The sequence below is a fragment of the Pseudomonas canadensis genome, from assembly GCF_000503215.1.
GTDB classification, from domain to species: domain Bacteria; phylum Pseudomonadota; class Gammaproteobacteria; order Pseudomonadales; family Pseudomonadaceae; genus Aquipseudomonas; species Aquipseudomonas canadensis.
Genome location: NZ_AYTD01000017.1, coordinates 663470 through 687994, shown reverse-complemented (window position 1 = coordinate 687994; position 24525 = coordinate 663470). Strand labels below are relative to the sequence as shown.

The following is a 24525-nucleotide window of genomic DNA, read 5'->3' as shown; positions in this document are numbered from 1 at the left end:
TCCTGGAGCGTCCCATGACTCAGTCCCAGACCGATCTACGCAACGGCCCAGACGCCAACGGCCTGTTTGGCGCGTTCGGCGGCCGTTACGTCGCTGAAACCCTGATGCCGTTGATCCTCGACCTGGCCCGCGAATACGAAGCGGCCAAGATCGATCCGGCTTTCAATGAAGAACTTGCCTACTTCCAGCGCGACTACGTCGGACGCCCAAGCCCGCTGTACTTCGCCGAGCGCCTGACCGAATTCTGCGGCGGCGCCAAGATCTACCTCAAGCGTGAAGAGCTGAACCACACCGGCGCGCACAAGATCAACAACTGCATCGGCCAGATCCTGCTGGCTCGGCGCATGGGTAAGAAACGCATCATCGCCGAGACCGGCGCCGGCATGCACGGCGTGGCCACTGCCACCGTGGCTGCGCGCTTCGGCCTGCAATGCGTGATCTACATGGGCACCACTGACATCGAGCGCCAGCAAGCCAACGTGTTCCGTATGAAGCTGCTGGGCGCGGAAGTGATCCCGGTGGTTGCCGGCACCGGCACCCTGAAAGACGCGATGAACGAAGCCCTGCGTGACTGGGTGACCAACGTCGACAGCACCTTCTACCTGATCGGCACCGTGGCCGGCCCGCACCCGTACCCTGCAATGGTGCGCGACTTCCAGGCCGTGATCGGCAAGGAAACCCGCGACCAGTTGCAAGCCCAGGAAGGTCGCCTGCCGGACAGCCTGGTGGCGTGCATCGGCGGTGGCTCCAACGCCATGGGCCTGTTCCACCCGTTCCTGGACGACACCAGCGTCGAGATCATCGGCGTTGAAGCGGCCGGCCACGGCATCGAGACCGGCAAGCACGCCGCCAGCCTCAACGGTGGCGTACCCGGCGTACTGCACGGCAACCGTACGTTCCTGCTGCAGGATGAGGACGGCCAGATCATCGACGCACACTCCATCTCCGCAGGCCTGGATTACCCTGGCATCGGCCCGGAACACGCCTGGTTGCACGACATCGGTCGCGTCCAGTACACCTCGGTGACCGACGACGAAGCCCTCGACGCCTTCCACAAATGCTGCCGCCTGGAAGGGATCATTCCTGCCCTGGAAAGCGCCCACGCCCTGGCCGAAGTGTTCAAACGCGCACCGACCCTGCCGAAGGATCACCTGATGGTGGTCAACCTGTCCGGCCGTGGCGACAAAGACATGCAGACCGTGATGCACCATATGGAAACCGCCAAGCAGGAGAAACACTGATGAGCCGCCTGCAAACCCGCTTCGCACAGCTTAAAGAACAAAACCGCGCTGCCCTGGTGACCTTCGTCACGGCCGGCGACCCTGGCTATGACACCTCGCTGGCGATCCTCAAGGGCTTGCCGGCCGCCGGCGCCGACGTGATCGAGTTGGGCATGCCGTTCACCGATCCGATGGCCGACGGCCCGGCGATCCAGCTGGCCAACATTCGCGCGCTGGAAGCCAAGCAGAACCTGCTGAAAACCCTGCAGATGGTCCGCGAGTTCCGCCAGGACAACAACGACACGCCGCTGGTGTTGATGGGCTACTTCAACCCGATCCACAAATACGGCGTGCCGCAGTTCATCGCCGACGCCAAGGAAGCCGGCGTGGACGGCCTGATCGTGGTCGACATGCCGCCCGAGCATAACGGCGAGCTGTGCGACCCGGCCCAGGCCGCTGGCATCGACTTCATCCGCCTGACCACGCCGACCACTGACGATGTGCGCTTGCCGACAGTTCTGAATGGCAGTTCCGGTTTCGTGTACTACGTGTCGGTGGCCGGTGTGACCGGTGCTGGCGCTGCGACCCTGGAGCACGTCGAAGAAGCCGTGACCCGCCTGCGTCGCCATACCGACCTGCCGATCAGCATCGGTTTTGGTATCCGCACCCCGGAACAAGCGGCAGCCATCGCCCGCCTGGCTGACGGTGTCGTCGTAGGTTCGGCACTGATCGACCATATCGCCAATGCCAAGAATGACCAGCAAGCCATCGACGGCGTGTTGAGCCTGTGTGCGGCATTGTCGGAAGGCGTTCGTAACGCGCGTAAGTAAGGGCCCCGTAAGCAGTAGGTAAAGTTCCTGATACAGAGGAATCAACCCGCTCGGGCACGGCCTAAACAGCAAGACCAAGGGATTTCGAACCTCGTTCGAAATCCCTTTTTTGCTTGTGTGCCCTGAGGAATACCCGATGAAAATGCCTAAATCCGTGATTGCAGGCCTTGGCGTGCTGGTGCTTGGCGCCAGCGCCCTGGTGCAGGCCGCGCCTTATGACCAAGGCGGCCCTGATCGTGGCGGCCCGCAGGGCCAGCACGAACAACGCGGCGACGACCATCGCGGCCCGCAGGACAACCGTCGCGGCGGCCCGCCCCAGGATTTCGGCCCGGTCCGCCAGATCATCCACGACAACCACGGCCAGTTCGCCCGTGGCGCACCGCCACCGCCGAATGTGCGCCTGGTGCGTGGCCAGCCGCTGCCCCGCGGCTACTACGGCGAACGCCTCGATAACCGCGCCCTGGCACGCCTGCCGGTGTATCCCGGTTATGAATGGCGCCGTTCGGGGCCGGATGTGGTGTTGATCGCCGTGGGTACGGGCATCGTCTACGAGATCCTCGACGGCGTCCTCAACTGAAACCCGGCTCCTACAGGGCAGTGGTTATTTGAGTTCGATGCGTTCGACTTTGCCTACGAGCAACACGTAGGACAGCGCCCCGAGCAACGCCAGCACCGCGATATAGGTAATCGCCGGTGCAAACGAATCGCCACTGGCGAGAAAACCAATCACGATCGGCGTGGCAATCGCCGACAGGTTGCCGATGAAGTTGAACACCCCACCGGTCAGCCCCAACAGGCGGGCCGGTGCCAGGGTCGACACCAGCGACCAGGTAATCGACGCCAACCCATTACCAAAGAACGCCACCGCCAGGAACGCAATCACCCACGCCGTCGAGTCCACGTAGTTGGCGCCGATGATCGCCGTGGAAATCAGCAGCCCGCCGATGATCGGCAACTTGCGGGCAAAGCCCACCGACGCGCCACGACGAATCAGCCAATCGGAAAAGATCCCGGAACACAGCACGCCGACAAACGCCGCGAGGAATGGTAATGACGCCAGCAGGCCGGACTTGATGAAGTCCATGCCGCGGTATTTCACCAGGTAGGTCGGGAACCATGTCAGGAAGAACCACAACGTGGAGTTGAGGCAGAACTGCCCCAGGTAAATGCCCCACAGCTTGCGCTTGCTCAACACGATGCCCAGGTCGACCCAACTGAACGGCGCCTTGGCAGCTTTTTCCTGCATATCAACCAAGCCGCCACCTTCACGGATCAGGTCGATTTCAGCGGCGTTGGCGCCTTTGAAGTCTTTCGGTTCGCGGTACACCGCGTACCAGATAACTGCCCACAGGATCCCCACGCCACCGGTCGCGACAAACACCATGTGCCAGCCAAATGCATGCTGCAGCCAGGCCAGTACCGGCGTCAGGAATGCCAACCCGACAAACTGCCCGGAGGTATAGACGCCAATCGCCGTGGCGCGCTCGCGCTCAGGGAACCAGGTGGTGACTACGCGGCTGTTGATCGGATAGGCCGGGGCCTCTAAAGCCCCTACCGCCATGCGCAACACAAACAGCGCGATAAAGCTGGCCGCGAAGCCGAGCATGACGGTGGCGATGGACCACAACAGCAGCGCCGCCGTGTAGAGAATACGCGGCGGCACGCGGTCCACCAGCCAACCGCCGGGAATCTGCATGGCGGCGTAGGTCCAGCCGAACGCAGAGAAAATCAGCCCGACGTGCACCGGGTCGATCCCCAGTTCACTGGTCAGGGCCGGGGCGGCGATGGACAGGTTGCTGCGGTCGAGGTAGTTGATCACCACGGTGATAAACAGCAGCACCATGATGAAGAAACGCTTTCTGGTAGGCGTGACTAAAGAAGCCTGCCCGGTGAAGGATTCAGGGTGCATGGGGGTTGCCTCTTCTTATGCTTATTGAGGTATGGACCAACTTGTAGGAGCCGACTTGCCGGCGATGGCGGCGCGCCAGTCGACACCGGCAGTGGCTGATCCACCGCAATCGCCGAGCCGGCTCCTACAGATAAGCGGTGCTTACCACTCGGCGAAGCTGCCGTCGGCATGCCGCCAGATCGGATTACGCCAGCGGTGGCCGATGGCCGCGCGTTCGATCACGTATTCCTCATTGATCTCGATGCCCAGGCCCGGTCCGTTGGGGATCTTCACAAAGCCTTGGTCATAGTCGAACACGCCCGGATCGCGCACGTAATCGAGCAGGTCATTGCTCTCGTTGTAGTGAATGCCCAGGCTTTGTTCCTGGATAAACGCGTTGTAGCAGACCGCGTCCAGTTGCAGGCACGCCGCCAGGGCAATCGGGCCCAGCGGGCAGTGCAGGGCCAGGGCCACGTCGTAGGCTTCGGCCATGTTGGCGATCTTGCGGGTTTCGGTGATGCCACCGGCATGGGACGCATCCGGCTGGATGATGTCGACGTAGCCTTCGCTGAGCACACGCTTGAAATCCCAACGCGAGAACAGGCGCTCGCCCAGGGCAATCGGCGTGCTGGTCAACGGGGCCAGCTCTTTCAGCGCTTCGTAGTTCTCGCTGAGCACCGGCTCTTCGATGAACATCAGTTTGTACGGGTCGAGTTCCTTCATCAGCACCTTGGCCATGGGCTTGTGCACCCGGCCATGGAAGTCGACGCCGATGCCGACGTTGGGGCCGACCGCATCACGCACGGCGGCGACGTTGGCCAGGGCCAGGTCGACCTTTTCGAAGCTGTCGACGAACTGCAGCTCTTCGGTGCCGTTCATTTTTACCGCCGTGAAGCCACGGGCCACGGCCTCTTTGGCAGCGCGGGCGGTGTCGGCGGGACGGTCGCCACCGATCCATGAGTACACGCGGATCTTGTCGCGCACCTGGCCACCGAGCAAGTCGCTGACGGAAACACCGAGGGCCTTGCCCTTGATGTCCCACAGCGCCTGGTCGATGCCGGCGAGGGCGCTCATGTGCACGGCGCCGCCGCGATAAAAGCCGCCGCGATAGAGCACGGTCCAGATGTCTTCGATATTGCGTGGGTCTTTGCCGATCAGGTAGTCGGACAGTTCTTCAACGGCAGCCGCCACGGTGTGAGCGCGGCCTTCGACCACGGGCTCACCCCAGCCGGTCACGCCCTGGTCGGTCTCGACCTTGAGGAAGCACCAGCGCGGAGGGACGATAAAGGTCGTCAGTTTGGTTATTTTCATCTGTTATCTCTCTTATAGATGCGGCGCCTGTGGGCGCGAAACTTGATTCAGTTCAGGGCTTTCCAGGCGGCGACATAAGCCTGGGCGCGACTCGCTACCTGATCCACGGTCATACCCGGTTTGAACAACCCGGAACCCAGCCCGAAACCTTTGGCGCCGGCGTCGATGAACACCTGCATGTTGTCCGGGGTAATGCCACCCACCGGCAGCAGCAAGGTGCCGGCCGGCAATACCGCCAGCCACGCCTTGATCACCGAAGGGCCCATTTGCTCGGCGGGGAACAGCTTCAACACGTCAGCACCTTCGGCCAGTGCGGCGAAGGCTTCGGTGGGCGTGGCCACGCCCGGGGACAGAAACAGGCCCGCGGCTTTGGCGGCACGCAACACCTTGGCATCGCTGTGGGGCATAACGATCACCTGGCCACCAGCAGCCTTCACGTGCTCGACCTGCTCCGGCGTCAACACCGTGCCAGCACCGATCAGGCAATCGGCGGGCAAACTGTCGCGCAGGGTGCGGATACTGGTGTAGGGATCAGGCGAATTCAGCGGGACTTCGATCACCCGAAACCCTGCCTGGTACAGCACCTGGCCGACAGCCTGGGCTTCGTCCGGGCGAATGCCGCGCAGGATGGCGATCAAACCGTTTTGCGCGAGTGCTTGCTTGAGCATGTCAGGCCTCCAGTACAGGTTGAGTGAGCCCGCCCGCTAAGGCCAGTTGCCACAGGCCGCGCTCGGTGGCTTCCTGCGCCAGGCTGACGTGGGCAAAGCCGCAGAGGGCGAGGGCGCGTTGATAGCGGGCGCAAAGGGGCGCGGCGCCGACCAGGATGATCGGCTTGTGTTTGGCGCTGTCGGGCAGACCGGCGAGTTCATGGCCGATAAGCAAGCCGGACAGGTAATCGGGCTGTTGGTCAGGGGCGAGTTCGCCGGTGAGCCCCAGGGTGCGGGCACTGAACAAGGTGGACAGCACGCCGCGCTGGCCGTCTTCGGAAAGCGCCACGTGCACGCCTCGGTCGAAGGCTTCGACCTGGAATTGTTCGGACGGCAGCTGAGTACGTCCAAGGATGCTGTGTTTGCTCAACACCGCAAACAGCTCGCCGGTCATAAAGGTATCGAAATGCGTGATACAGCCCTCGACCACCTCGACCCACTTGGAATGGCTGCCCGGCAGGCCGATCAACACATCGGCACCCAGCCCATGCAGCACGCCCAGCACTTGGGTTTCTTCGCCACGCATCACATTGGGCAAGCCGACCTGCTCGATCACGCCCGGCACGATGTGCACGTCCACGCCGCGCAGGCTGTGCACCTGATGCAGCGCCTGGCCGAGGCTGGCGACATCGACCGGGGTATTGCGATAGGCCGCTTCGCTCCAGCCCTGGGCGCTGCCGACCATGCCACAGGCAATTACCGGTAGCCCGGGCTGGGCGTCGAGCCAATCCCCGCACGCCGCATCGAACGCCAACTCGAAACCGTTGCTGCAACGCACGCCGGCAATGTCCCGGGGTTCGCTGGGCAAATGCATGATGCCCCACCCCAGCGAGCGCTGTTCCAGCACCACGCCGGCGGGGCCGAGTTTATAAGCACGAAGGGAGCTGGTTCCCCAATCGAGCGCGATCAATTGCGCCTGCATCGCTTCACCTGAGTTCTGAGCGGATGCAGCGAATATAAACCTACGCGAACGGAAGTCTCAATATATAAATATCAATCCCATATTTAGGGATAACATTTAAGAAAAGGCTGACAGGTTCAGCTCCCGCATCGCCCCCATCCAGACGGCATAATCAGTGTGGTCCTTCAGGTCATCACCGGTTTCGGGGTGCAAAAAAACCACCAGTCCATTGCGATGAATCACCAACCACGGCAACACGACACCGATGTACTCAGGATCGAACGCCAACTGGCAGCTCCAATCCGGGTGCGGGCCTACCGGTCGTTCGTGCACACGGCCCATGCGCAGTGGGAAGAGTTTGGCGGCGTCTTCGCACAAGGTGCGCGCCTGTTCGATGGTGCTCGCGTCGAAGTAGATATGGGCGTGGTAGCCCTTGATACGTTGCATGGCGGACTCCGGATCCAATATGCGCCAGATGCTAGACCGCAATGGACGGCAGGGCCAGCCCGGTCAGCGACTGTGCGCTGCTGGCTTGCTCCGCCACCAGCCAGTCAACGAAACGCTCGACCAATTGCCCCCGACGTTTGCGCTGGGGTTGCACCACGTAATAGCCAAAGCGCGAGATCACCGTGTCGCTGACCGGCCGGCACAACCAGCCCTGCTCCAGCAGGTTATCCACAAGGTGCCGCCAGCCGATGGCCACGCCCTGGCCGGCAATCGCCGCCTGAATGAGCAGGGTGTAGTTGTCGAAACGCAGTTGGCCAGGCGTTGGCGCGCTGGCGATGCCCAGTTCGCGAAACACACCGCTCCAGTCGAACCACTGGCTGTTGTTTTCCTGGCGCAGGTGCAGCAGCGGGAAATCGTGCAAATTTTGCACAGTCAATCGCGTGGCCTGGTCCTTGAGCCACTGCGGGCTGCACACAGGGAACACTTCCTCATTGAACAACCACAGGCTGTCGCCCTGCTTGAAACGGCCGTCACCAAACAACACTGCCACGTCGATATCGCTGCGCAAGGTGGCGTGGTTGCGCTCGCTGGTCACCAGGCTGACATCGACCTGCGGGTTGGCCTGGTGAAATCGATGCAGGCGCGGCATCAGCCAATAGGCGGCGAAGGCGAAGTCGGTGGCGACTTGCAGCACTTCATGCTGGTCCTGTTGGGTAATGAGGCTCAGCCCCTGGTTGATGCCCTGCAACCCACCTTGCACATGCTCGAACAGCAGGGCGCCGGCGTCGGTCAGTTCGATCCCCCGGTAGATACGATCAAACAGGCGGATCGCCAACTGTTCTTCCAGGCGCTTGATCTGTTGGCTGATAGCCGGCTGGGTGGTGCCCAGTTCCATCGCAGCGGCGGTAAAGCTGCGATGACGTGCGGCGGCTTCGAAAGCACGCAGCAAATCGAGGGACAGGTCACCAAGGGCTTCATACATAAGCTGTGCTTATCCTAGACATTGCTTTTCATGGGCTTTACCCCACTTTTCATGGGCTGCATGCTCTTTCGCATAAACACCGCCTATGGAATGCCGATAGATCATGAAGCGCAAGAACATTCTTTTCATCATGGCCGATCAAATGGCCGCGCCGTTGCTTCCGTTCTACGGTTCTTCGCCTATCAAACTACCGAATTTGAGCCGCCTCGCCGCACAAGGCGTGGTGTTCGATGCCGCCTATTGCAACAGCCCGTTGTGCGCGCCGTCGCGTTTCACCCTGGTGAGTGGCCAGCTGCCGAGCAAGATCGGCGCCTACGACAACGCCGCCGATTTCCCCGCCGACGTGCCGACCTACGCCCACTACCTGCGCCGCCTCGGCTACCGCACCGCGCTGTCGGGCAAGATGCACTTCTGCGGTCCCGACCAGTTGCATGGCTACGAAGAACGCCTGACCAGCGACATCTACCCCGCCGACTATGGCTGGGCGGTGAACTGGGATGAGCCGGACGTACGCCCCACTTGGTATCACAACATGTCGTCGGTGCTGCAAGCCGGGCCGTGCGTGCGCACCAACCAGCTGGATTTCGACGAAGAGGTGGTGTTCAAAGCCCAGCAATACCTGTTCGACCATATCCGCGAAGACGGCGACCAGCCGTTCTGCCTGACGGTGTCGATGACTCACCCCCACGATCCCTACACCATTCCCAAGCCGTTCTGGGACCTGTACGACGACGCTGATATCCCGTTGCCTGCAACACCCGCGCAAAGCGATCTCGACCCACATTCCCAGCGCCTGCTCAAGGTCTACGACCTGTGGGACAAGCCGCTGCCTGTGGATAAGATCCGTGATGCGCGCCGTGCCTATTTCGGCGCGTGCAGCTACATCGACAGCAATGTCGGCAAGCTGCTGCAGACCCTGGAAGACACCGGGCTGGCCGACGACACCCTCATCATCTTCTCCGGCGACCACGGTGACATGCTCGGCGAGCGGGGCCTCTGGTACAAAATGCACTGGTTTGAAATGGCCGCCCGCGTACCGCTGCTGATCAGTGCGCCAGGGCAATTCGCGGCGGGCCGCGTCAGCAAAGCCGTGTCCACCGCCGACCTGTTGCCGACCCTGGTGGAATTGGCCGGCGGCGAGCTGGACCCGCGCCTGCCGCTGGACGGCCGCTCGCTTATCCCGCACTTGCGAGGGCAGGGCGGGCACGACGAAGTGTTCGGCGAATACATGGCCGAAGGCACCATCGGCCCGCTGATGATGATTCGCCGTGGCGCCTACAAATTCATCTACAGCGAAGACGACCCTTGTCTACTGTTCGATGTACACAACGACCCTCGGGAGCAGGAAGACCTCAGCCAGTCGCCGCAGCATCAGGCGCTGTTTGCAGCCTTCCTGGACGAGGCGCGGGCCAAATGGGACATCCAGGCGATCCACCAACAGGTGCTCGCCAGCCAACGCCGCCGCCGTCTGGTGTTTGAAGCACTGATCCAGGGCAAGCTGAAGAGCTGGGATCACCAGCCACTGGTGGACGCCAGTCAGCAATACATGCGCAACCATATCGACCTCGACGACCTGGAGCGCAAGGCACGTTATCCACAACCCTGCCAAAACCAATAACACTGAGGGAAGGCCATGCAAAAATTAACTGTGATGCTGGGGCTCCTGGCGCTGGGAAGCGCCAATGTTTACGCAGACGCCAGTTGTGAAACGGTAAAGATGGCCGATCCGGGCTGGAGCGATATTGCGGCCACCAATGCCATCACCGGTTTCCTCCTGACGGGCATGGGCTATAAACCCAAGGTCGACACCCTGGCGGTGCCGATTACGTTTGGCGGGCTCAAGGACGGCCAGGTGGATGTGTTTCTGGGCAACTGGATGCCGGCGCAGCAGGGCTTCTATGACAAGTTCGTGGCCAATGGCGACGTGGTGCAACTGGCGAAGAACCTCGACGGCACTGAGTTCACCCTCGCCGTGCCCGACTATGTGTGGGACGCCGGGGTGCATGACTTTGCCGACCTGAACAAATTTGCCGACAAGTTCGACAAGAAGATCTACGGCATCGGCTCCGGCGCGCCGGCGAATATTTCGTTGCAGGAGATCATCAAGAAAAACGACTTCGCGCTCGGCCAGTGGAAGTTGGTGGAGTCCAGCGAACAAGCGATGCTCGCCGAAGTGTCGCGCGCCGTTAAAAAGCAGAAGTTCGTGACCTTCCTCGGCTGGACCCCGCACCCGATGAACGTGCAGTTGAAAATGCACTACCTCAAAGGCGGCGAGAAATATTTTGGTGACACCGGCAGCGTGTATACCTTGACCCGCAAGGGCTACGCACAGGCCTGCCCGAACGTGGGAAAACTGCTGACCAACCTGAGTTTTACCCAGGAGATGGAGAACAGCATCATGGCCGAGGTGGCCAACAACAAGGTCAGCAATGCCGAAGCGGCGAAGGCGTGGATCAAGGCCAACCCGGCGGTATTGGATAAGTGGCTGGATGGCGTGAAGACCGTAGATGGCAAGGATGCGCTGGCGGCCGTAAAAGCCAAACTCTGAATGCAACATCACCCCCTGTAGGAGCCGGCTTGCCGGCGAAGCACTCGAAAACGCCGCGTTTTTTCAGACAACCCGCGTTATCGTTAGCCACCTTCGCTGGCAAGCCAGCTCCTACAGTATTTCGAGCAGCCCGATGCCCCGGCCCAACCGCCATACACTTTTCCCCTTCCTCGCCTGGCTCCCGCGCCAGACCCGCGCCAGCGTTGGCCGGGATGCGATGGTGGGCCTCAGTGGCGCGGTTCTCGCCTTGCCACAGTCAATTGCCTACGCGCTGATCGCCGGTCTCCCACCCGAATACGGCCTATACGCCGCGATCATACCAGTGCTGATCGCCTGCCTCTGGGGTTCGTCCTGGCACCTGATCTGCGGCCCCACGGCGGCGATTTCCATTGTGCTCTACGCCAGCGTCAGCCCGCTGGCCGTGCCGGGCTCACAGGACTACATCACCCTGATCCTGTTGCTCACCTTCCTCGCCGGGGTTTTCCAGTGGCTACTGGGCATGCTGCGTTTTGGCGCGCTGGTGAATTTTGTCTCCCATTCGGTGGTGCTCGGTTTCACCCTGGGTGCCGCCGTGGTGATTGCGCTCGGGCAACTGCCCAATCTGCTGGGGCTGGATTTGCCGAGCCAAGCCACGGCGATCAATAGCCTGCTGGCACTGATCCACCATAGCGGCGAATGGGATCATGCCTCACTCACTCTCGGGCTCGGTACCTTGCTGGTTGGCGCACTGCTCAAGTACCTCGTACCGCGCTGGCCGACCCTGTTGATCGCCCTGGCGCTGGGCAGCCTGGTGGCGTGGCTGTGGCCGGCGATGTTCGGGCATGTGGCGCTGGTCAGTTCGTTTATCGGTAAACTGCCGCCGTTCAGCCCGTTGCCCATGGACTTGGACGTGATCCTGCGCCTGCTGCCGAGCGCCGTGGCGGTGGGCATGCTGGGGTTGGTGACCAGCCTGTCGATCGCCCGCTCGCTGTCGGCGCGTTCGCAGCAATTGCTCGACGCCAATCAGGAAGTGCGTGCGCAGGGCTTATCCAACATCGTTGGCGGATTTTTCTCCGGGTATTTGTCAGCCGGTTCGTTCACACGCTCTGGTCTCAGCTACGAGGCGGGCGCCTGTTCGCCGTTGGCGGGCGTGTTTTCCGCATTATGGGTGGCACTGTTTGCGCTGTTTGGCGCGGCATTGATCGCCCATATTCCGATCCCGAGCATGGCAGCGAGCATCTTGCTGATCAGTTGGGGGCTGGTGGACCGTCGCGGTATTCGCGCTTTATTCCGCGTCAGTCGTGCCGAATTCGTGGTGATGAGCCTGACCTGCGTCGCCACCTTGCTGCTGGAGCTGCAAACAGCGATTTACGCCGGGGTGCTGGCGTCGCTGTTTTTCTACCTCAAGCGCACGTCGCAGCCACGGGTTCAGCAATGGCGCGATGGTGATGAGGATGTGCTGCGAGTGGGCGGTTCGATCTTTTTCGGCGCCAGCCACTACCTGCAAGTGCGCCTGCAAAGCCTGCAGGGCGAACGGGTGGTGATCGAGGCGCAGCAGATCAACTTTATCGACTATTCCGGGGTGGAGATGCTGCACCAGGAGGCGCGGCGCTTGCGCGGGTTGGGGCGCAGCTTGACGTTGCGTCGGGCGCGGGCACAGGTCGTTGAAGAACTTAAGAAGCTGGAGGGGGCCGACAAGTGCCCCCTCCATTTCGAAGACTGAACCCACCCCTGTAGGAGCCCGGCTTGCCGGCGATAGCGCCCGCGAGGTCAGCACACGTCTTGAGGGCCAATCGCCGGCAAGCCGGCTCCTACAATGACCGTGCCCGTGCCAGATCGATGTCAGGCCAACTGGCGGCGCAGCTCGGCCAACACCGGCGCTGACTCCGGGCGCACACCGCGCCACAGGAAGAACGCTTCCGCCGCCTGTTCCACCAACATGCCCAGGCCATCCATCGCCACGGCTGCGCCTTGTTCGCTGGCCCAGCGGCAGAACGCGGTCGGCTCCTTGGCATACATCATGTCGTAGCAAAACGTCTTGCCTGGTTCGATCAGGCTGCCGGCAATCGGCGGTACATCGCCTGACAGGCTGGCGGAAGTGGCGTTGATGATGACGTCCACCGGCTCGCGAAGCCAGTCGAAACCACTGGCGGACACCGGGCCAAGATCATCGAACAACTCGGCGAGTAGTTCGGCCTTTTCCACGGTTCGGTTGGCGATGATCAGCGAAGCGGGCTGTTCGGCCAGCAACGGTTCCAATGCGCCGCGCACCGCGCCTCCGGCGCCCAACAACAGGATGCGTTTGCCTTGCAGGCTCAACCCGGCGTTGACCGTGAGGTCGCGCACCAGGCCGGCGCCGTCGGTGTTGTCACCCAATAGGCTGCCGTCGGCCAGCTTGCTCAGGGTGTTCACCGCGCCCGCGCGTTGGGCGCGTTCGGTCAAGGTGTTGGCCAAACGGTATGCCTCTTCCTTGAACGGCACGGTGACGTTCGCACCACGGCCTTGTTGGAAAAACTCACGGGCACAGCCGGTGAAATCTTCCAAGGGCGCCAGCAAGGTGCTGTAGTCCAGTTGCTCGCCGGTCTGCTCGGCGAACATGCGATGGATCAGCGGCGACTTGCTGTGGCCGATGGGGTTGCCGAACACGACATAGCGGTCCATCAGACAGCCGCCTTGGGCGCGGCCAGGCCCAGCCAGTCACGGTCTTGCAGGAAGTAGTCGGTGAGACGCGCTTCTTCGCTGCCGGCCTCGGCTTTCCAGTCGTAGCTCCAGCGCACTTGCGGCGGCAACGACATCAGGATCGACTCGGTGCGCCCGCCCGATTGCAGGCCGAACAGGGTGCCACGGTCGTAGACCAGGTTGAATTCAACGTAGCGGCCGCGACGGAATTCCTGGAATTTGCGCTGCTGCTCGGTGTAGGCGGTGGCCTTGCGGCGCTGCACGATCGGCAAGTAGGCGTCGATGTAGGCGTCACCGATGGCGCGGATGAAGGCGAAGCAGGTGTCAAAGTCCCATTCGTTCAGATCATCGAAGAACAGGCCGCCGATGCCGCGCGGTTCGTTGCGGTGCTTGATGTGGAAGTAGCTGTCGCACCAGGCTTTGTAGCGCGAATACACGTCTGGACCGAACGGTGCACAGGCCTGCTCGGCCACGCGGTGCCAGTGGATGCAGTCTTCGTCGTTGCCATAGTAAGGCGTGAGGTCGAAACCACCGCCGAACCACCACACCGGCTCTTCGCCTTCTTTTTCAGCGATGAAAAAGCGCACGTTGGCGTGGGAAGTCGGTACGTGTGGGTTGTGCGGGTGGATCACCAGCGACACCCCCAAGGCCTCAAAGCCACGGCCGGCCAGCTCAGGCCGATGCGCGCTGGCGGACGGTGGCAGACCGCTGCCAAACACGTGGGAAAAGTTGACGCCGCCTTTTTCGATCACCGAACCGTTTTCGATCACGCGGGTGCGACCGCCGCCGCCCGCAGGCCGGGTCCACGCGTCTTCGATAAAGCGAGTGTCCGTCTCAAAGGTTTCCAGGGCGCTGCAAATGCGGTCTTGCAGGTCAAGCAGGTAGGCCTTTACAGCCTCGGTGCGGGTAGTCATGGCATCACCTTGAATCGGGCAAAGCTACGCGAGGCCATTGGGCGTCGGCGGCAAATGGGCGCACAGGATACCACTGCACCCGGTTGCGCCGCAGTTGACGAAGATCAAGCTTAGGAGTGGGATAGGGGGCTATGCGAATTCGACCCAAGGAGAAGGCAGATGGCAAAACGTATCCAGTTCAGCGCCCATGGCGGCCCCGAAGTGCTTGAGTATGTGGACTACACGCCGGCAGATCCCGGCCCGCAGCAGGTTCGCGTACGTAATGAGGCGATCGGCCTCAACTTCATCGACACCTATTTCCGCAGCGGTCTGTATGCGCCGCCCGCGTTGCCATCGGGGTTGGGCGCAGAAGGCGCCGGGGTGGTCGACGCGGTCGGCAGTGAAGTCACTCAATTCAAAGTCGGTGACCGCGTGGCCTACGGCAGCGGCCCGCTGGGCGCCTACAGCCAACTGCATGTGTTGCCCGCCGCCAACCTGGTACATCTGCCGGACGACATCAGCTTCGAACAAGCCGCCGGCGCCATGCTCAAGGGCCTGACCGTGCAGTACCTGCTGCGCCAGACCTATGAACTCAAAGGCGGCGAAACCATCCTGTTCCATGCCGCCGCAGGTGGCGTGGGCTCCCTGGCCTGCCAATGGGCCAAGGCCCTAGGCGTCAAGCTGATCGGGACCGTGAGTTCGCCGGAAAAAGCCGCGCTGGCCAAATCCCTCGGCGCCTGGGAAACCATCGACTACAGCAAGGAAGACGTCGCACAGCGCGTGCTGGAATTGACCGACGGCAAAAAAGTGCCAGTGGTGTACGACGGCGTCGGCAAGGACACCTGGCTGACCTCGCTGGACAGCGTAGCGCCACGTGGGCTGGTGGTGAGTTTTGGCAATGCGTCAGGCGCGGTGGACGGGGTGAACCTGGGGATCCTGTCGGCCAAGGGCTCGCTGTACGTCACCCGGCCAACCCTGGCGACCTACGCCAACAACCCGCAAAACCTGCAGGCGATGGCGGATGACCTGTTCTCGATGATCAAGAGCGGCAAGGTGCGCATTGATATCAACCAGCGGTATGCGCTGGCGGAGGCGGCGAAAGCGCAGACGGAGTTATCGGGACGGCGGACGACAGGGTCGACCATTCTGTTGCCGTAAGGCTTCAGGGTGCTGTCGCCGGCAAGCCGGCTCCTACAGAAAGCACACAATCCCTGTAGGAGCCGGCTTGCCGGCGAGGTCTCAAGAAGGCCGCACCACCTCACCCGTCACCAGATCGCGAATCAGGCTCGGGTTCTTGCGCCCACCCAGGGCGCCACCCAGTACCAGGTCCACTTGGCCACGGAAGTATTGCTCCACGCGAATCCGCGTGCGCGCCGCCGGGCGACCCTGTGGGTTGGCCGAAGTAGAAATCAACGGCCCTACCAGCGAGCACAAATCCCTCACCAGCGGATGGTCAGTCACCCGCAGCGCTACGGTGTCGTGCACACCCGTCACCCACTCCGGCAACAAGTCCTGATGGGGCACCAGCCAGGTGTTCGGCCCTGGCCAGGTGCTGGCCATGCGGTCGATCCAGTCCTGCGGGAAATCTTCGAACAGAAAGTCGAACTGACGGATGTTGTCCGCCACCAGGATCAGGCCCTTGTCCACCGAACGGTTCTTGATGGCGAGCAAACGGTCCACTGCTTCTTCGTTCCACGGGTCGCAGCCCAAGCCCCAAACCGCTTCGGTTGGATAGGCAATCACCGCGCCTGCGCGAATTTCTCGTGCGGTTTCCAGCACACGCCACCGGTTGACCATTGTTCACTCTCCAGACTAAAGCTCTGCGCAGTTTACCGATCTTCTTTACAAAACCTAGCAGCGCGCAAGCCAGCGCCCGCTTTCGCAGATGACCTGACCTTCGAGCTCAAGCTCCGTAAGGGTTGCCAGCACCTGGGACAACGATCGCCCACTGGCAATCGCCAGGGCTTCGCTGGTGTGGGGCGCCGCGTGCAGCAACGCCACCAGCGGATGCACAACCGGCATCGGCGCTGGGCGGGACAATGCCTGCCAGCCACGTAAACCTTCCAGGATGTGCTCGATCGTCTCCACTAGAACCGCGCCGTCACGGATCAACTGGTGGCATCCCTTTGCACCGGGATGGTGGATGGAACCCGGGATCGCATACACCTCGCGCCCTTGCTCCGCCGCCAGCTTCGCCGTGATCAGCGAACCGCTGGCCATGCTGGCTTCCACCACCAACACACCCAGGGACAGGCCACTGATGATCCGGTTGCGGCGGGGAAAATTGCCCGCCTGGGGCGGTGCGTCCAGAGGAAACTCGGAAACCACGGCGCTGCCTTGGTCAATCATCGCCGCCGCCAGCCGTCGGTGGCGCTGTGGATAAAAATTTTCCAGCCCGGTGCCAAGCACACCGATTGTCTGGCCACCCACGTCCAATGCCGCCTGATGGGCTGCACCGTCAATGCCTAACGCAAGGCCACTGGTGATGACAAAACCGGCGCTCGCCAGACTGCGTGAAAACGCTGCCGCCGTGTCCATGCCGGGACGCGATGCACGACGACTACCCACCATCGCGAGTTGCGGTTTTTCCAGGATCGCAGGTTCACCGGCGACGAATAGCAACGGTGGCGCGTCATCGATCTGGGCAAGCAGTGCGGGGTAGTCAGGCTGGTCCCACATCAGCAAATGCTGGGCCGGGCGGGCCAGCCAGGCCAATGCCGCGCTGGCGCCGTCGCGGATTTCATGACTGCGCCGGGCATCAGCGCTGATGGCCGGCAACCCCAGCGAACGCCAGGCACTGGCAGGTGCGCTGATGGCTTTTGAGGCAGAGCCGAAGGCCTCGATCAATAAGCGAAAACGTTTCTGACCCAGTTCCGGCAGCCTGTGCAAGCGTAGTCGAGCTTCCAGTTCTGACGGGGATATTTCGTGGTTGTTTGTCGGATACATCTGATCATCCTTGACCGTAACAAGCTGTGGATAACTCTGTTGGTAACTTATTTAGCAGGCTATTTATTGCGTTTGATGAGCAGTCTCGAAACGGTCCATCACTGCCAGGGGTCGTGAGGCATTGAGAACCAGGCCGTAACTGAGTTTTTCGTAAGTGCGAAACACCAGCAGGGTGCCCGCGCGTTCGTCGGCCAGTTTGGTCGGTGCGCCGGTCAGGCTGTCGCGAACCTTGGCGCCGGTCTTGATCACGCTGAGCAGTTGGCCTTCAACCAGGCCGTCACGACGACCCTTGTTCAGGGTCACGGCATCCAGCACGCCGATCTGGGTCACGCCCTTGGGGATATCGATGATCTGCCCTTCGATAAAGGGCGTGGTTGGCGAGACCGCAAAGGCTGTCGGATCGGCCGGAGGTTGTGCACGTAACAGACGGTCACCGGGTCGCACCTCCTGGGTAATACGTTGGACGGCCAGGGTGGTGAGGTCGCCAGCCGTTACAAAACGGGCGGTGCCAATGTCGTCGGCGTTGATCCCCAGCAGCTCTCGGGTCTGCGGGTCGGTGTAGACCTTGCCGCCTCGGAATATGCCGTAAAGGGGTTGGGAAGGGTCCAGGTTGCCCCTGGCATGCACCCGCTCGCCATTGGCGCCGAGCACGCGGCCAGCCTCGGCAGCGACGATATACGGCGCGTTGTCCAGGTCCTGGGGTGTATCAAGGATGCGGTTATGCAGCAGGAATCGCTGGATAGCCTGTTGCGTCGGTTGTTCCAGGCGCTGGATGGGCTGGGGCAGCAGGGCCATGGAAAACGGGGACCACAGCAGCAAGACGAGTAGCGATTTCCTCATGGGGTGAATCTCCTTTATTATGTGCATTCGCGTGAAATGCCTTGGCCTTCGCGGCTTTTAAGGGTTTCACACCGGTCGTGTGGGTCCATCCCAACGCCGATTTGCCTCTACCTCACATGTGCAGCAATTACGCTTATGGCTATTTTGAACATCCTCGAATTCCCCGACTCGCGCCTGCGCACGATCGCCAAACCGGTGGCCGTAGTGGACGACAAGGTTCGTCAGTTGGTCGATGACATGTTTGAAACAATGTATGAAGCCCCGGGCATCGGCCTCGCCGCGACCCAGGTCAACGTGCATCAGCGCGTCGTGGTCATGGACCTGTCGGAAGATCGCAGCGAACCGATGGTGTACATCAACCCGGAGTTCGAACCGCTGACCGACGAGATGGGCGAATACCAGGAAGGCTGCCTCTCCGTGCCGGAGTTCTACGAGAACGTCGAACGCCCGCTGCGCGTGAAGATCAAGGCCCTGGACCGCGACGGCAAGCCATTTGAGCTGATTGCCGAAGGCCTGCTGGCGGTGTGCATCCAGCACGAATGCGACCACCTCAACGGCAAGCTGTTTGTCGATTACCTGTCCACGCTCAAGCGCGACCGGATCAAGAAGAAGCTGGAAAAAAAGCATCGCCAGCAAGCTTGATGCCCCTTCCAAAGGCTTGCTGCGGCAAGCCTTTTTCTTTTGTGACTGCTTTTAACCGAGACCTCCCATGACCGAGCCACTGCGCATTGTTTTTGCCGGCACGCCTGAATTTGCCGCCGAACACCTCAAGGCCCTGCTTGCCAGCCCTTATGACATCGTCGCGGTGTACACCCAGCCGGATCGCCCGGCCGGTCGTGGACAAAAACTGATGCCGAGCCCGGTCAAGCAGCTGGCGCTGGCGCACAACATTCCCGTGCTGCAACCGCCGACCCTGCGCAACGCCGAGGCCCAGGCCGAACTGGCCGCGCTGAAGCCGGACCTGCTGGTGGTGGTGGCCTACGGCTTGATCCTGCCGCAAGTGGTGCTGGATATCCCACGCCTGGGCTGCATCAACAGCCATGCCTCGCTGCTGCCACGCTGGCGCGGTGCGGCGCCAATCCAGCGCGCCGTAGAAGCCGGTGACAGCGAAAGTGGTGTGACCGTGATGCGCATGGAAGCCGGCCTGGACACCGGCCCCATGCTGCTCAAGGTCACCACCCCGATCACCGGCGAAGACACCGGAGGCAGCCTGCACGACCGCCTTGCCGAGCTGGGCCCACCTGCTGTGATCCAGGCCATCGCCGGCCTGGCCGCCGGCACCCTGGAAGGCGAAGTGCAGGACGACAACCTCGCCACCTACGCCCACAAACTCAACAAAGACGAAGCGCGCATCGACTGGAGCCGCCCGGCCGTGGAGCTGGAGCGCCTGGTGCGGGCCTTCAACCCATGGCCGATCTGCCACAGCACCCTCAACGGCGAAGCCTTGAAAGTGTTGGCCGCCACCCTGGCCGAGGGCAAAGGCGCTCCCGGTGAGATCATTGGCGCCAGCAAGGACGGCCTGTTGGTCGCTTGCGGCGATAAGGCGCTGTGCCTGACTCGTCTGCAATTGCCCGGGGGCAAGGCGCTTAATTTCAGCGATTTGTTCAACAGCCGTCGTGAGAAATTTGCCGTGGGCACCGTCCTTGGGGCTGCCCAATGAACCCACGTCTGGCCGCCGCCAAGGCTCTCGCCGCCGTCCTCCAAGGCAAGGCTTCTCTCAACAGTTCGTTGCCCACCCAACTGGACAAGGTCGAAGACCGTGATCGCGGTTTCACCCAGGATTTGGCCTTTGGCACGGCACGCTGGCAGCCACGCTTGTCGGCGCTGGCAACCAAATTACTGCAAAAGCCGTTCAAGCCGGCCGATGCGGATGTCGAGGCGCTGCTGCTGGTGGGCCTCTATCAACTGCTCTACACCCGCGTGCCCGCCCACGCCGCAATCGGCGAAACGGTCGGTTGCGCCGACAAGCTGAAAAAACCCTGGGCCAAGGCCCTGCTCAACGCCGTACTGCGCCGCGCCCAGCGCGAAAGCGAGGCGCTGCTGGCCGAGCTGGAACATGACCCGGTGGTGCGCACCGCCCATCCGCGCTGGCTGCAAAAGTCCCTGAAGGCGTTCTGGCCTGAGCAGTGGGAAGCCATTTGCGCGGCGAACAATGCGCACCCGCCGATGATCCTGCGGGTCAACCGTCGTCATCACAGCCGTGACGCCTACCTGCAATTGCTCAACGAGGCCGGCATCAACGCCACGCCATGCGTGTACAGCGTCGACGGCATCGTGCTCGAAGCCGCCACTGACGTGCGCAGCCTGCCGGGCTTTGCCGAAGGCTGGATCAGCGTGCAGGACGAAGCCGCGCAACTGGCCGCCGACCTGCTCGACCTGGCGCCGGGCCAGCGCGTGCTCGACGCCTGCTGCGCGCCAGGCGGTAAGACGTGTCACATCCTGGAAGTCGAAAAAGACCTGGCCGGTGTCGTCGCTGTCGACCTGGAGGCCAAGCGTCTGGTGCGCGTGCGCGAGAACCTGGCGCGCCTGGGCCTCAGCGCCGAGCTGATCGCTGCCGACGGCCGTGACACCGCCACCTGGTGGGACGGCAAGCCGTTCCAGCGCATCCTGCTCGATGCACCGTGTTCCGCCACCGGCGTGATCCGCCGCCACCCGGACATCAAGCTCACCCGCCAACCCGACGACATCGCCGCCCTGGCCGTGCTGCAAGGTGAGCTGCTCGACGCGATGTGGCCGACCCTGGAAGTCGGCGGCATCCTGCTCTACGCCACCTGTTCCACCTTGCCGACGGAAAACACCGAGGTGATCGAAGCCTTCCTCGCCCGCACCAGCGGCGCCCGAGAGCTGGACCTTGCCACCACGGCCGGCATCAAGCAGCCCCATGGCCGCCAGTTGCTCGCGCAAGAGGGCGGACACGATGGCTTCTACTACGCCAAACTGATCAAGATCGCCGCCGCGCGCGGCTGAATGGTTTTAAGGGAGTGACCGGATGAAAATCATCATCCTTGGGGCAGGGCAGGTCGGCGGTACGCTGGCCGAACATTTGGCCAGTGAAGCCAACGACATCACCGTGGTCGACACTGATGCCGAGCGCCTGCGCAACCTCGGCGACCGCCTGGACATCCGCACGGTGCAGGGCCGCGCGTCGTTTCCAACCGTGCTGCGCCAGGCCGGCGCCGACGATGCCGACATGCTCGTCGCCGTGACCAACAGCGACGAAACCAACATGGTCGCCTGCCAGGTCGCCCACACCCTGTTCCACACCCCGACCAAGATCGCCCGTGTGCGCGAGGCGGCCTACCTGACCCGCGCAGGTCTGTTCGACAACGACGCGATTCCCGTCGACGTGCTGATCAGCCCGGAACAAGTGGTCACCCATTACATCAAGCGCCTGATCGAAATTCCGGGCGCCTTGCAGGTGATCGACTTTGCCGGCGGCAAGGCGCAACTGGTCGCGGTAAAGGCCTATTACGGCGGCCCGCTGGTGGGCCAGCAACTGCGTCAGTTGCGTGAGCACATGCCCAGTGTGGAAACCCGCGTCGCCGCGATTTTCCGGCGCGACCGCCCGATACTGCCCCAGGGCGATACCGTGATCGAGGCCGACGACGAAGTGTTTTTCATCGCCGCCAAAGCGAATATTCGTGCAGTCATGAGCGAAATGCGCCGCCTCGATGAAACCTATAAGCGCATCGTCATCGCGGGCGGTGGGCAGATCGGCGAGCGTTTGGCCGAAGCCATCGAAAGCCGCTATCAGGTGAAGATCATCGAGATGAGCCCGGCACGTTGCCGGCATTTGTCCGACACCCTCGACAGCACCGTCGTACTGCAAGGCAGTGCCTCGGACCGCGACCTGCTGATGGAAGAGAACATCGCCGACGCAGATATCTTCCTGGCCCTGACCAACGATGACGAAGCCAACATCATGTCGTCGTTGCTGGCCAAGCGGCTGGGCGCGAAAAAAGTGATGACCATCATCAACAACCCCGCCTACGTGGACCTGATCCAGGGCGGCGATATCGACATCGCCATCAGCCCGCAGTTGGCGACCATCGGCACCTTGCTGGCCCACGTGCGCCGTGGCGATATCGTCAGCGTGCACTCCCTGCGCCGGGGCGCGGCGGAAGCCATCGAGGCGATTGCCCACGGCGACTCGAAGTCGAGCAAAGTGATCGGCAAGGCCATCCGCGATATCGGCTTGCCGCCGGGCACCACCATTGGCGCGATTATTCGTGATGAAGAGGTGATCATTGCCCACGACGATACGGTGATCGAAACCGGGGACCATGTGATTCTGTTTCTGGTGGATAAAAAACATATCCGCGATGTGGAGAAGCTGTTCCACGTGGGGTTGAGTTTTTTCTGATGACGCTATCGCCGGCAAGCCGGCTCCTACAGGATCCTTTGTATGCTTGAATCCTTGGAAAAAATGCTGGCCAAGGGTGTGGATAACTCCCTGCTGCGCTTTGGTTTGGGCAAGGGTTATTTGGACCTGAAGGACAACGCCAAGGCGGCGGAGCATTTGCAGAAATGCGTGGAGTTCGACCCCAAGTATTCGGCGGCGTGGAAGTTGTTGGGTAAGGCGCAGTTGGGCTTGGAAGAGCGTGCGGCGGCGCGGCTGGCGTGGGAGAAGGGCATCGAAGCGGCCCAGGCCCATGGCGACAAACAGGCCGAAAAAGAGATGACCGTATTTCTCAAGAAGTTGGAAAAACAACTGTAGGAGCGAGCTTGCTCGCGAAGAACTCAAAAGCACCACGAGCATTCATGCGTGTACGCGTTATCGTTAGAGATCTTCGCGAGCAAGCTCGCTCCTACAGTGTGCGGGTAGCCGTCAGTACCACCGCGCCTCGCCCGGCGGGCGTTTCTTGAAGCGCTTCATGCTCCACATGTACTGGCTCGGATAAGCGCCGACATACCGCTCCACCACCTTGCTCATTGCCGCGCAGGACGTGGCGGTGTCGGTGCTGTACATGTCTTCCGGCGCCGCTTCCAGGATCACTTTGTAACCCGAACCGTCCGGCAGCCGCAGCGCATGCAGGAACACACCTACCGCCTTGTGGCCGGCGAGCATGTTCGGCACGAACTTGCTGGTCAGCGCCTGGGTGGCGAAGAATGGCACGAAGATCCCGGCGGATTCGGCCGGCTCCGGGTCGGCGGGGATACCTACCTGGCCGCCTTTGCGCACTTCCTTGATCACACTGAGAATGCCTTCCTTGGTCGACGCGGCCACGCGGTTGCCCAGTTGCACGCGCTGCTTGCGCAGCAATTCGTCCACCGCCTTGAGTTTGGGTGGGCGGTAGAAAATGATCGGTTTGCATTGGCTGCAATAGAAGTGGTTCAGCACTTCCCAGTTGCCCAGGTGGCTGGTGATGCCGACCACGCCTTTGCCCGAGGCGAGGGCTTCGTGCAGCACTTCCAGGCCTTCGACTTCACGCACCAGGTCGATGGAGCGCTGGGCCGGCCAGATCCAGGCGCAGGCGCTTTCGGTCAGGGACTTGCCGATGTCCATCAGGCTGCGCCCGACCAGCGCTTCGCGCTCGGCTGGGTTCATGTCCGGGAAGCATTTGGACAGGTTGATCCGCACCGTGTCGCGGGAGCGGTTGGGGGTTTTCCACATGATCCAGCCAATGGCCGTGCCGACGGCCTGGACAGCGCGCCAGGGCAGTAGGGCAAACAGCCGGAGAGCGCCTACCAGCAAGGCGCCTTTAAACTTTTCCACAGGTCACTCCTGATCGTGTGTGGTGCGCAAAGCCGGCATTCTAACCGGCGTTGGCCAAGTCCGCGTAACGGTCGCAGTCTTGAGTGTGGTCCATGACCATGCCCGAGGCCTGCATGAACGCGTAGCAAATGGTTGGCCCGACGAAAGTGAAACCGGCTTTCTTCAAGGCTTTGCTCATGGCTTCAGCCTGCGGTGTAATCGCCGGCACTTCGCTGCGATCCTTGAAATTATTGACCCTGGGGATGCCGCCAACAAAGGACCAGAGCAACCCCACCGGGTCCTCCAACGCCAGCCAGGCAGCGGCATTGCGACGGGTGGCGTTGAGCTTCAGGCGATTGCGCACAATGCCCGGATCCTGCATCAGCGCTTCGATCTCATCATCGGTCAACCGCGCCAATCGCTGCGCGTCAAAACCAAACAAGACCTTTCGATAATGCTCACGTTTGCGTAAAACGGTGATCCAGGAAAGGCCCGCCTGGAACCCTTCGAGCAAAAGCAACTCGAACAAACCCTGCGCATCGCGCAGCGGCGTTCCCCACTCCTGATCGTGATAAGCCATGTACAGCGGATCTTCAGAACACCAAAAGCAGCGTGGCATAAGGCTCCAGGGGATGGTGGCGCGGCCGAATCGGGTATAC

At 62.0% G+C, this 24525-nt stretch carries 25 protein-coding genes; 12 read left to right on the top strand and 13 right to left on the bottom strand.

Translation table 11 applies throughout. The annotated features are described in order from the left end of the window. The first annotated feature begins 14 nt into the window (after window positions 1-14). The 3 genes from trpB to U367_RS0121900 all read left to right on the top strand — a co-directional run bounded on the left by trpB (window position 15) and on the right by U367_RS0121900 (window position 2627). On the top strand, window positions 15-1241 hold the full coding sequence (trpB, locus tag U367_RS0121910; RefSeq protein WP_028618617.1) for a tryptophan synthase subunit beta: 1227 nt from the start codon (window positions 15-17) through the stop codon (window positions 1239-1241). Next, complete coding sequence (gene trpA / locus U367_RS0121905; protein ID WP_028618616.1) at window positions 1241-2050, top strand: tryptophan synthase subunit alpha; 810 nt, start codon at window positions 1241-1243, stop codon at window positions 2048-2050. The genes trpB and trpA overlap by 1 nt, the downstream gene beginning before the upstream one ends. 136 nt (window positions 2051-2186) lie before the next feature. Beyond that, window positions 2187-2627 (top strand): anti-virulence regulator CigR family protein, encoded by a 441-nt coding sequence (locus U367_RS0121900; RefSeq protein ID WP_028618615.1) that lies wholly within the window; start codon window positions 2187-2189, stop codon window positions 2625-2627. Window positions 2628-2651: 24 nt separating this feature from the next. Here the strand turns inward: U367_RS0121900 and U367_RS0121895 are convergent, their stop codons facing one another. The 6 genes from U367_RS0121895 to U367_RS0121870 all read right to left on the bottom strand — a co-directional run bounded on the left by U367_RS0121895 (window position 2652) and on the right by U367_RS0121870 (window position 8286). After that, complete coding sequence (locus U367_RS0121895) at window positions 2652-3959, bottom strand: MFS transporter (protein WP_028618614.1); 1308 nt, start codon at window positions 3957-3959, stop codon at window positions 2652-2654. Window positions 3960-4100: 141 nt separating this feature from the next. After that, a complete protein-coding gene (gene dgoD / locus U367_RS0121890; protein WP_003170741.1) occupies window positions 4101-5249 on the bottom strand; it encodes a galactonate dehydratase in 1149 nt (382 codons plus the stop codon). A 47-nt stretch (window positions 5250-5296) separates the two neighbouring features. Continuing rightward, a complete protein-coding gene (locus tag U367_RS0121885) occupies window positions 5297-5917 on the bottom strand; it encodes a 2-dehydro-3-deoxy-6-phosphogalactonate aldolase (RefSeq protein WP_028618613.1) in 621 nt (206 codons plus the stop codon). Between the two features lies 1 nt (window position 5918). Then, complete coding sequence (locus U367_RS0121880) at window positions 5919-6878, bottom strand: 2-dehydro-3-deoxygalactonokinase (protein WP_028618612.1); 960 nt, start codon at window positions 6876-6878, stop codon at window positions 5919-5921. Between the two features lie 96 nt (window positions 6879-6974). After that, a complete protein-coding gene (locus tag U367_RS0121875; protein WP_028618611.1) occupies window positions 6975-7304 on the bottom strand; it encodes a DOPA 4,5-dioxygenase family protein in 330 nt (109 codons plus the stop codon). Window positions 7305-7335: 31 nt separating this feature from the next. Further along, a complete protein-coding gene (locus tag U367_RS0121870; protein ID WP_028618610.1) occupies window positions 7336-8286 on the bottom strand; it encodes a choline sulfate utilization transcriptional regulator in 951 nt (316 codons plus the stop codon). A gap of 103 nt (window positions 8287-8389) precedes the next feature. Between U367_RS0121870 and betC the strand changes: the two genes are divergently transcribed. The 3 genes from betC (at window position 8390) to U367_RS0121855 (ending at window position 12536) form a co-directional block, all read left to right on the top strand. Beyond that, a complete protein-coding gene (gene betC / locus U367_RS0121865; protein ID WP_028618609.1) occupies window positions 8390-9904 on the top strand; it encodes a choline-sulfatase in 1515 nt (504 codons plus the stop codon). Window positions 9905-9919: 15 nt separating this feature from the next. Beyond that, complete coding sequence (gene choX / locus U367_RS0121860; RefSeq protein ID WP_028618608.1) at window positions 9920-10834, top strand: choline ABC transporter substrate-binding protein; 915 nt, start codon at window positions 9920-9922, stop codon at window positions 10832-10834. A 133-nt stretch (window positions 10835-10967) separates the two neighbouring features. Then, window positions 10968-12536, top strand: a complete 1569-nt coding sequence (locus tag U367_RS0121855; protein WP_028618607.1) for a SulP family inorganic anion transporter — start codon at window positions 10968-10970, stop codon at window positions 12534-12536. 119 nt (window positions 12537-12655) lie between these two features. Here the strand turns inward: U367_RS0121855 and aroE are convergent, their stop codons facing one another. Both aroE and hemF read right to left on the bottom strand, forming a co-directional pair. Next, a complete protein-coding gene (aroE, locus tag U367_RS0121850) occupies window positions 12656-13474 on the bottom strand; it encodes a shikimate dehydrogenase (protein WP_028618606.1) in 819 nt (272 codons plus the stop codon). Next, complete coding sequence (gene hemF, locus U367_RS0121845) at window positions 13474-14406, bottom strand: oxygen-dependent coproporphyrinogen oxidase (protein WP_028618605.1); 933 nt, start codon at window positions 14404-14406, stop codon at window positions 13474-13476. The genes aroE and hemF overlap by 1 nt, the downstream gene beginning before the upstream one ends. A gap of 159 nt (window positions 14407-14565) precedes the next feature. Between hemF and U367_RS0121840 the strand changes: the two genes are divergently transcribed. Then, window positions 14566-15543, top strand: a complete 978-nt coding sequence (locus U367_RS0121840) for a quinone oxidoreductase family protein (protein ID WP_028618604.1) — start codon at window positions 14566-14568, stop codon at window positions 15541-15543. Between the two features lie 81 nt (window positions 15544-15624). On the opposite strand, the gene U367_RS0121835 is transcribed toward U367_RS0121840, so the two are convergent. The 3 genes from U367_RS0121835 to U367_RS0121825 all read right to left on the bottom strand — a co-directional run bounded on the left by U367_RS0121835 (window position 15625) and on the right by U367_RS0121825 (window position 18171). Continuing rightward, complete coding sequence (locus U367_RS0121835; protein ID WP_003170728.1) at window positions 15625-16182, bottom strand: L-threonylcarbamoyladenylate synthase; 558 nt, start codon at window positions 16180-16182, stop codon at window positions 15625-15627. A gap of 54 nt (window positions 16183-16236) precedes the next feature. Further along, complete coding sequence (dprA, locus tag U367_RS0121830; RefSeq protein ID WP_028618603.1) at window positions 16237-17331, bottom strand: DNA-processing protein DprA; 1095 nt, start codon at window positions 17329-17331, stop codon at window positions 16237-16239. A gap of 63 nt (window positions 17332-17394) precedes the next feature. Next, window positions 17395-18171, bottom strand: coding sequence for a hypothetical protein (locus U367_RS0121825; protein ID WP_028618602.1), 777 nt, complete (start codon window positions 18169-18171; stop codon window positions 17395-17397). Window positions 18172-18306: 135 nt separating this feature from the next. Here U367_RS0121825 and def point away from each other — a divergent pair, with 135 nt between their 5' ends. The 5 genes from def (at window position 18307) to U367_RS0121800 (ending at window position 22888) form a co-directional block, all read left to right on the top strand. Then, entirely contained in the window at window positions 18307-18813 is a 507-nt protein-coding gene (def, locus tag U367_RS0121820; protein ID WP_016978734.1) for a peptide deformylase, read from the top strand. A 67-nt stretch (window positions 18814-18880) separates the two neighbouring features. Continuing rightward, complete coding sequence (gene fmt, locus U367_RS0121815; RefSeq protein ID WP_028618601.1) at window positions 18881-19831, top strand: methionyl-tRNA formyltransferase; 951 nt, start codon at window positions 18881-18883, stop codon at window positions 19829-19831. Then, window positions 19828-21138: a 16S rRNA (cytosine(967)-C(5))-methyltransferase RsmB gene (rsmB, locus tag U367_RS0121810; protein WP_028618600.1), complete on the top strand. Its 1311-nt coding sequence runs from the start codon at window positions 19828-19830 to the stop codon at window positions 21136-21138. The genes fmt and rsmB overlap by 4 nt, the downstream gene beginning before the upstream one ends. Window positions 21139-21160: 22 nt before the next feature. After that, on the top strand, window positions 21161-22534 hold the full coding sequence (gene trkA, locus U367_RS0121805) for a Trk system potassium transporter TrkA (RefSeq protein WP_028618599.1): 1374 nt from the start codon (window positions 21161-21163) through the stop codon (window positions 22532-22534). Between the two features lie 42 nt (window positions 22535-22576). Beyond that, window positions 22577-22888: a tetratricopeptide repeat protein gene (locus U367_RS0121800; RefSeq protein ID WP_028618598.1), complete on the top strand. Its 312-nt coding sequence runs from the start codon at window positions 22577-22579 to the stop codon at window positions 22886-22888. 111 nt (window positions 22889-22999) lie between these two features. Here U367_RS0121800 and U367_RS0121795 read toward each other — a convergent pair whose 3' ends face one another. Both U367_RS0121795 and U367_RS0121790 read right to left on the bottom strand, forming a co-directional pair. Further along, window positions 23000-23887 carry a lysophospholipid acyltransferase gene (locus U367_RS0121795; protein ID WP_028618597.1) on the bottom strand — a complete coding sequence of 296 codons (888 nt, stop codon included), beginning with the start codon at window positions 23885-23887 and terminating at the stop codon, window positions 23000-23002. Window positions 23888-23927: 40 nt separating this feature from the next. After that, window positions 23928-24485 (bottom strand): DNA-3-methyladenine glycosylase I, encoded by a 558-nt coding sequence (locus tag U367_RS0121790; RefSeq protein ID WP_028618596.1) that lies wholly within the window; start codon window positions 24483-24485, stop codon window positions 23928-23930. Between the last annotated feature and the right edge of the window lie 40 nt (window positions 24486-24525).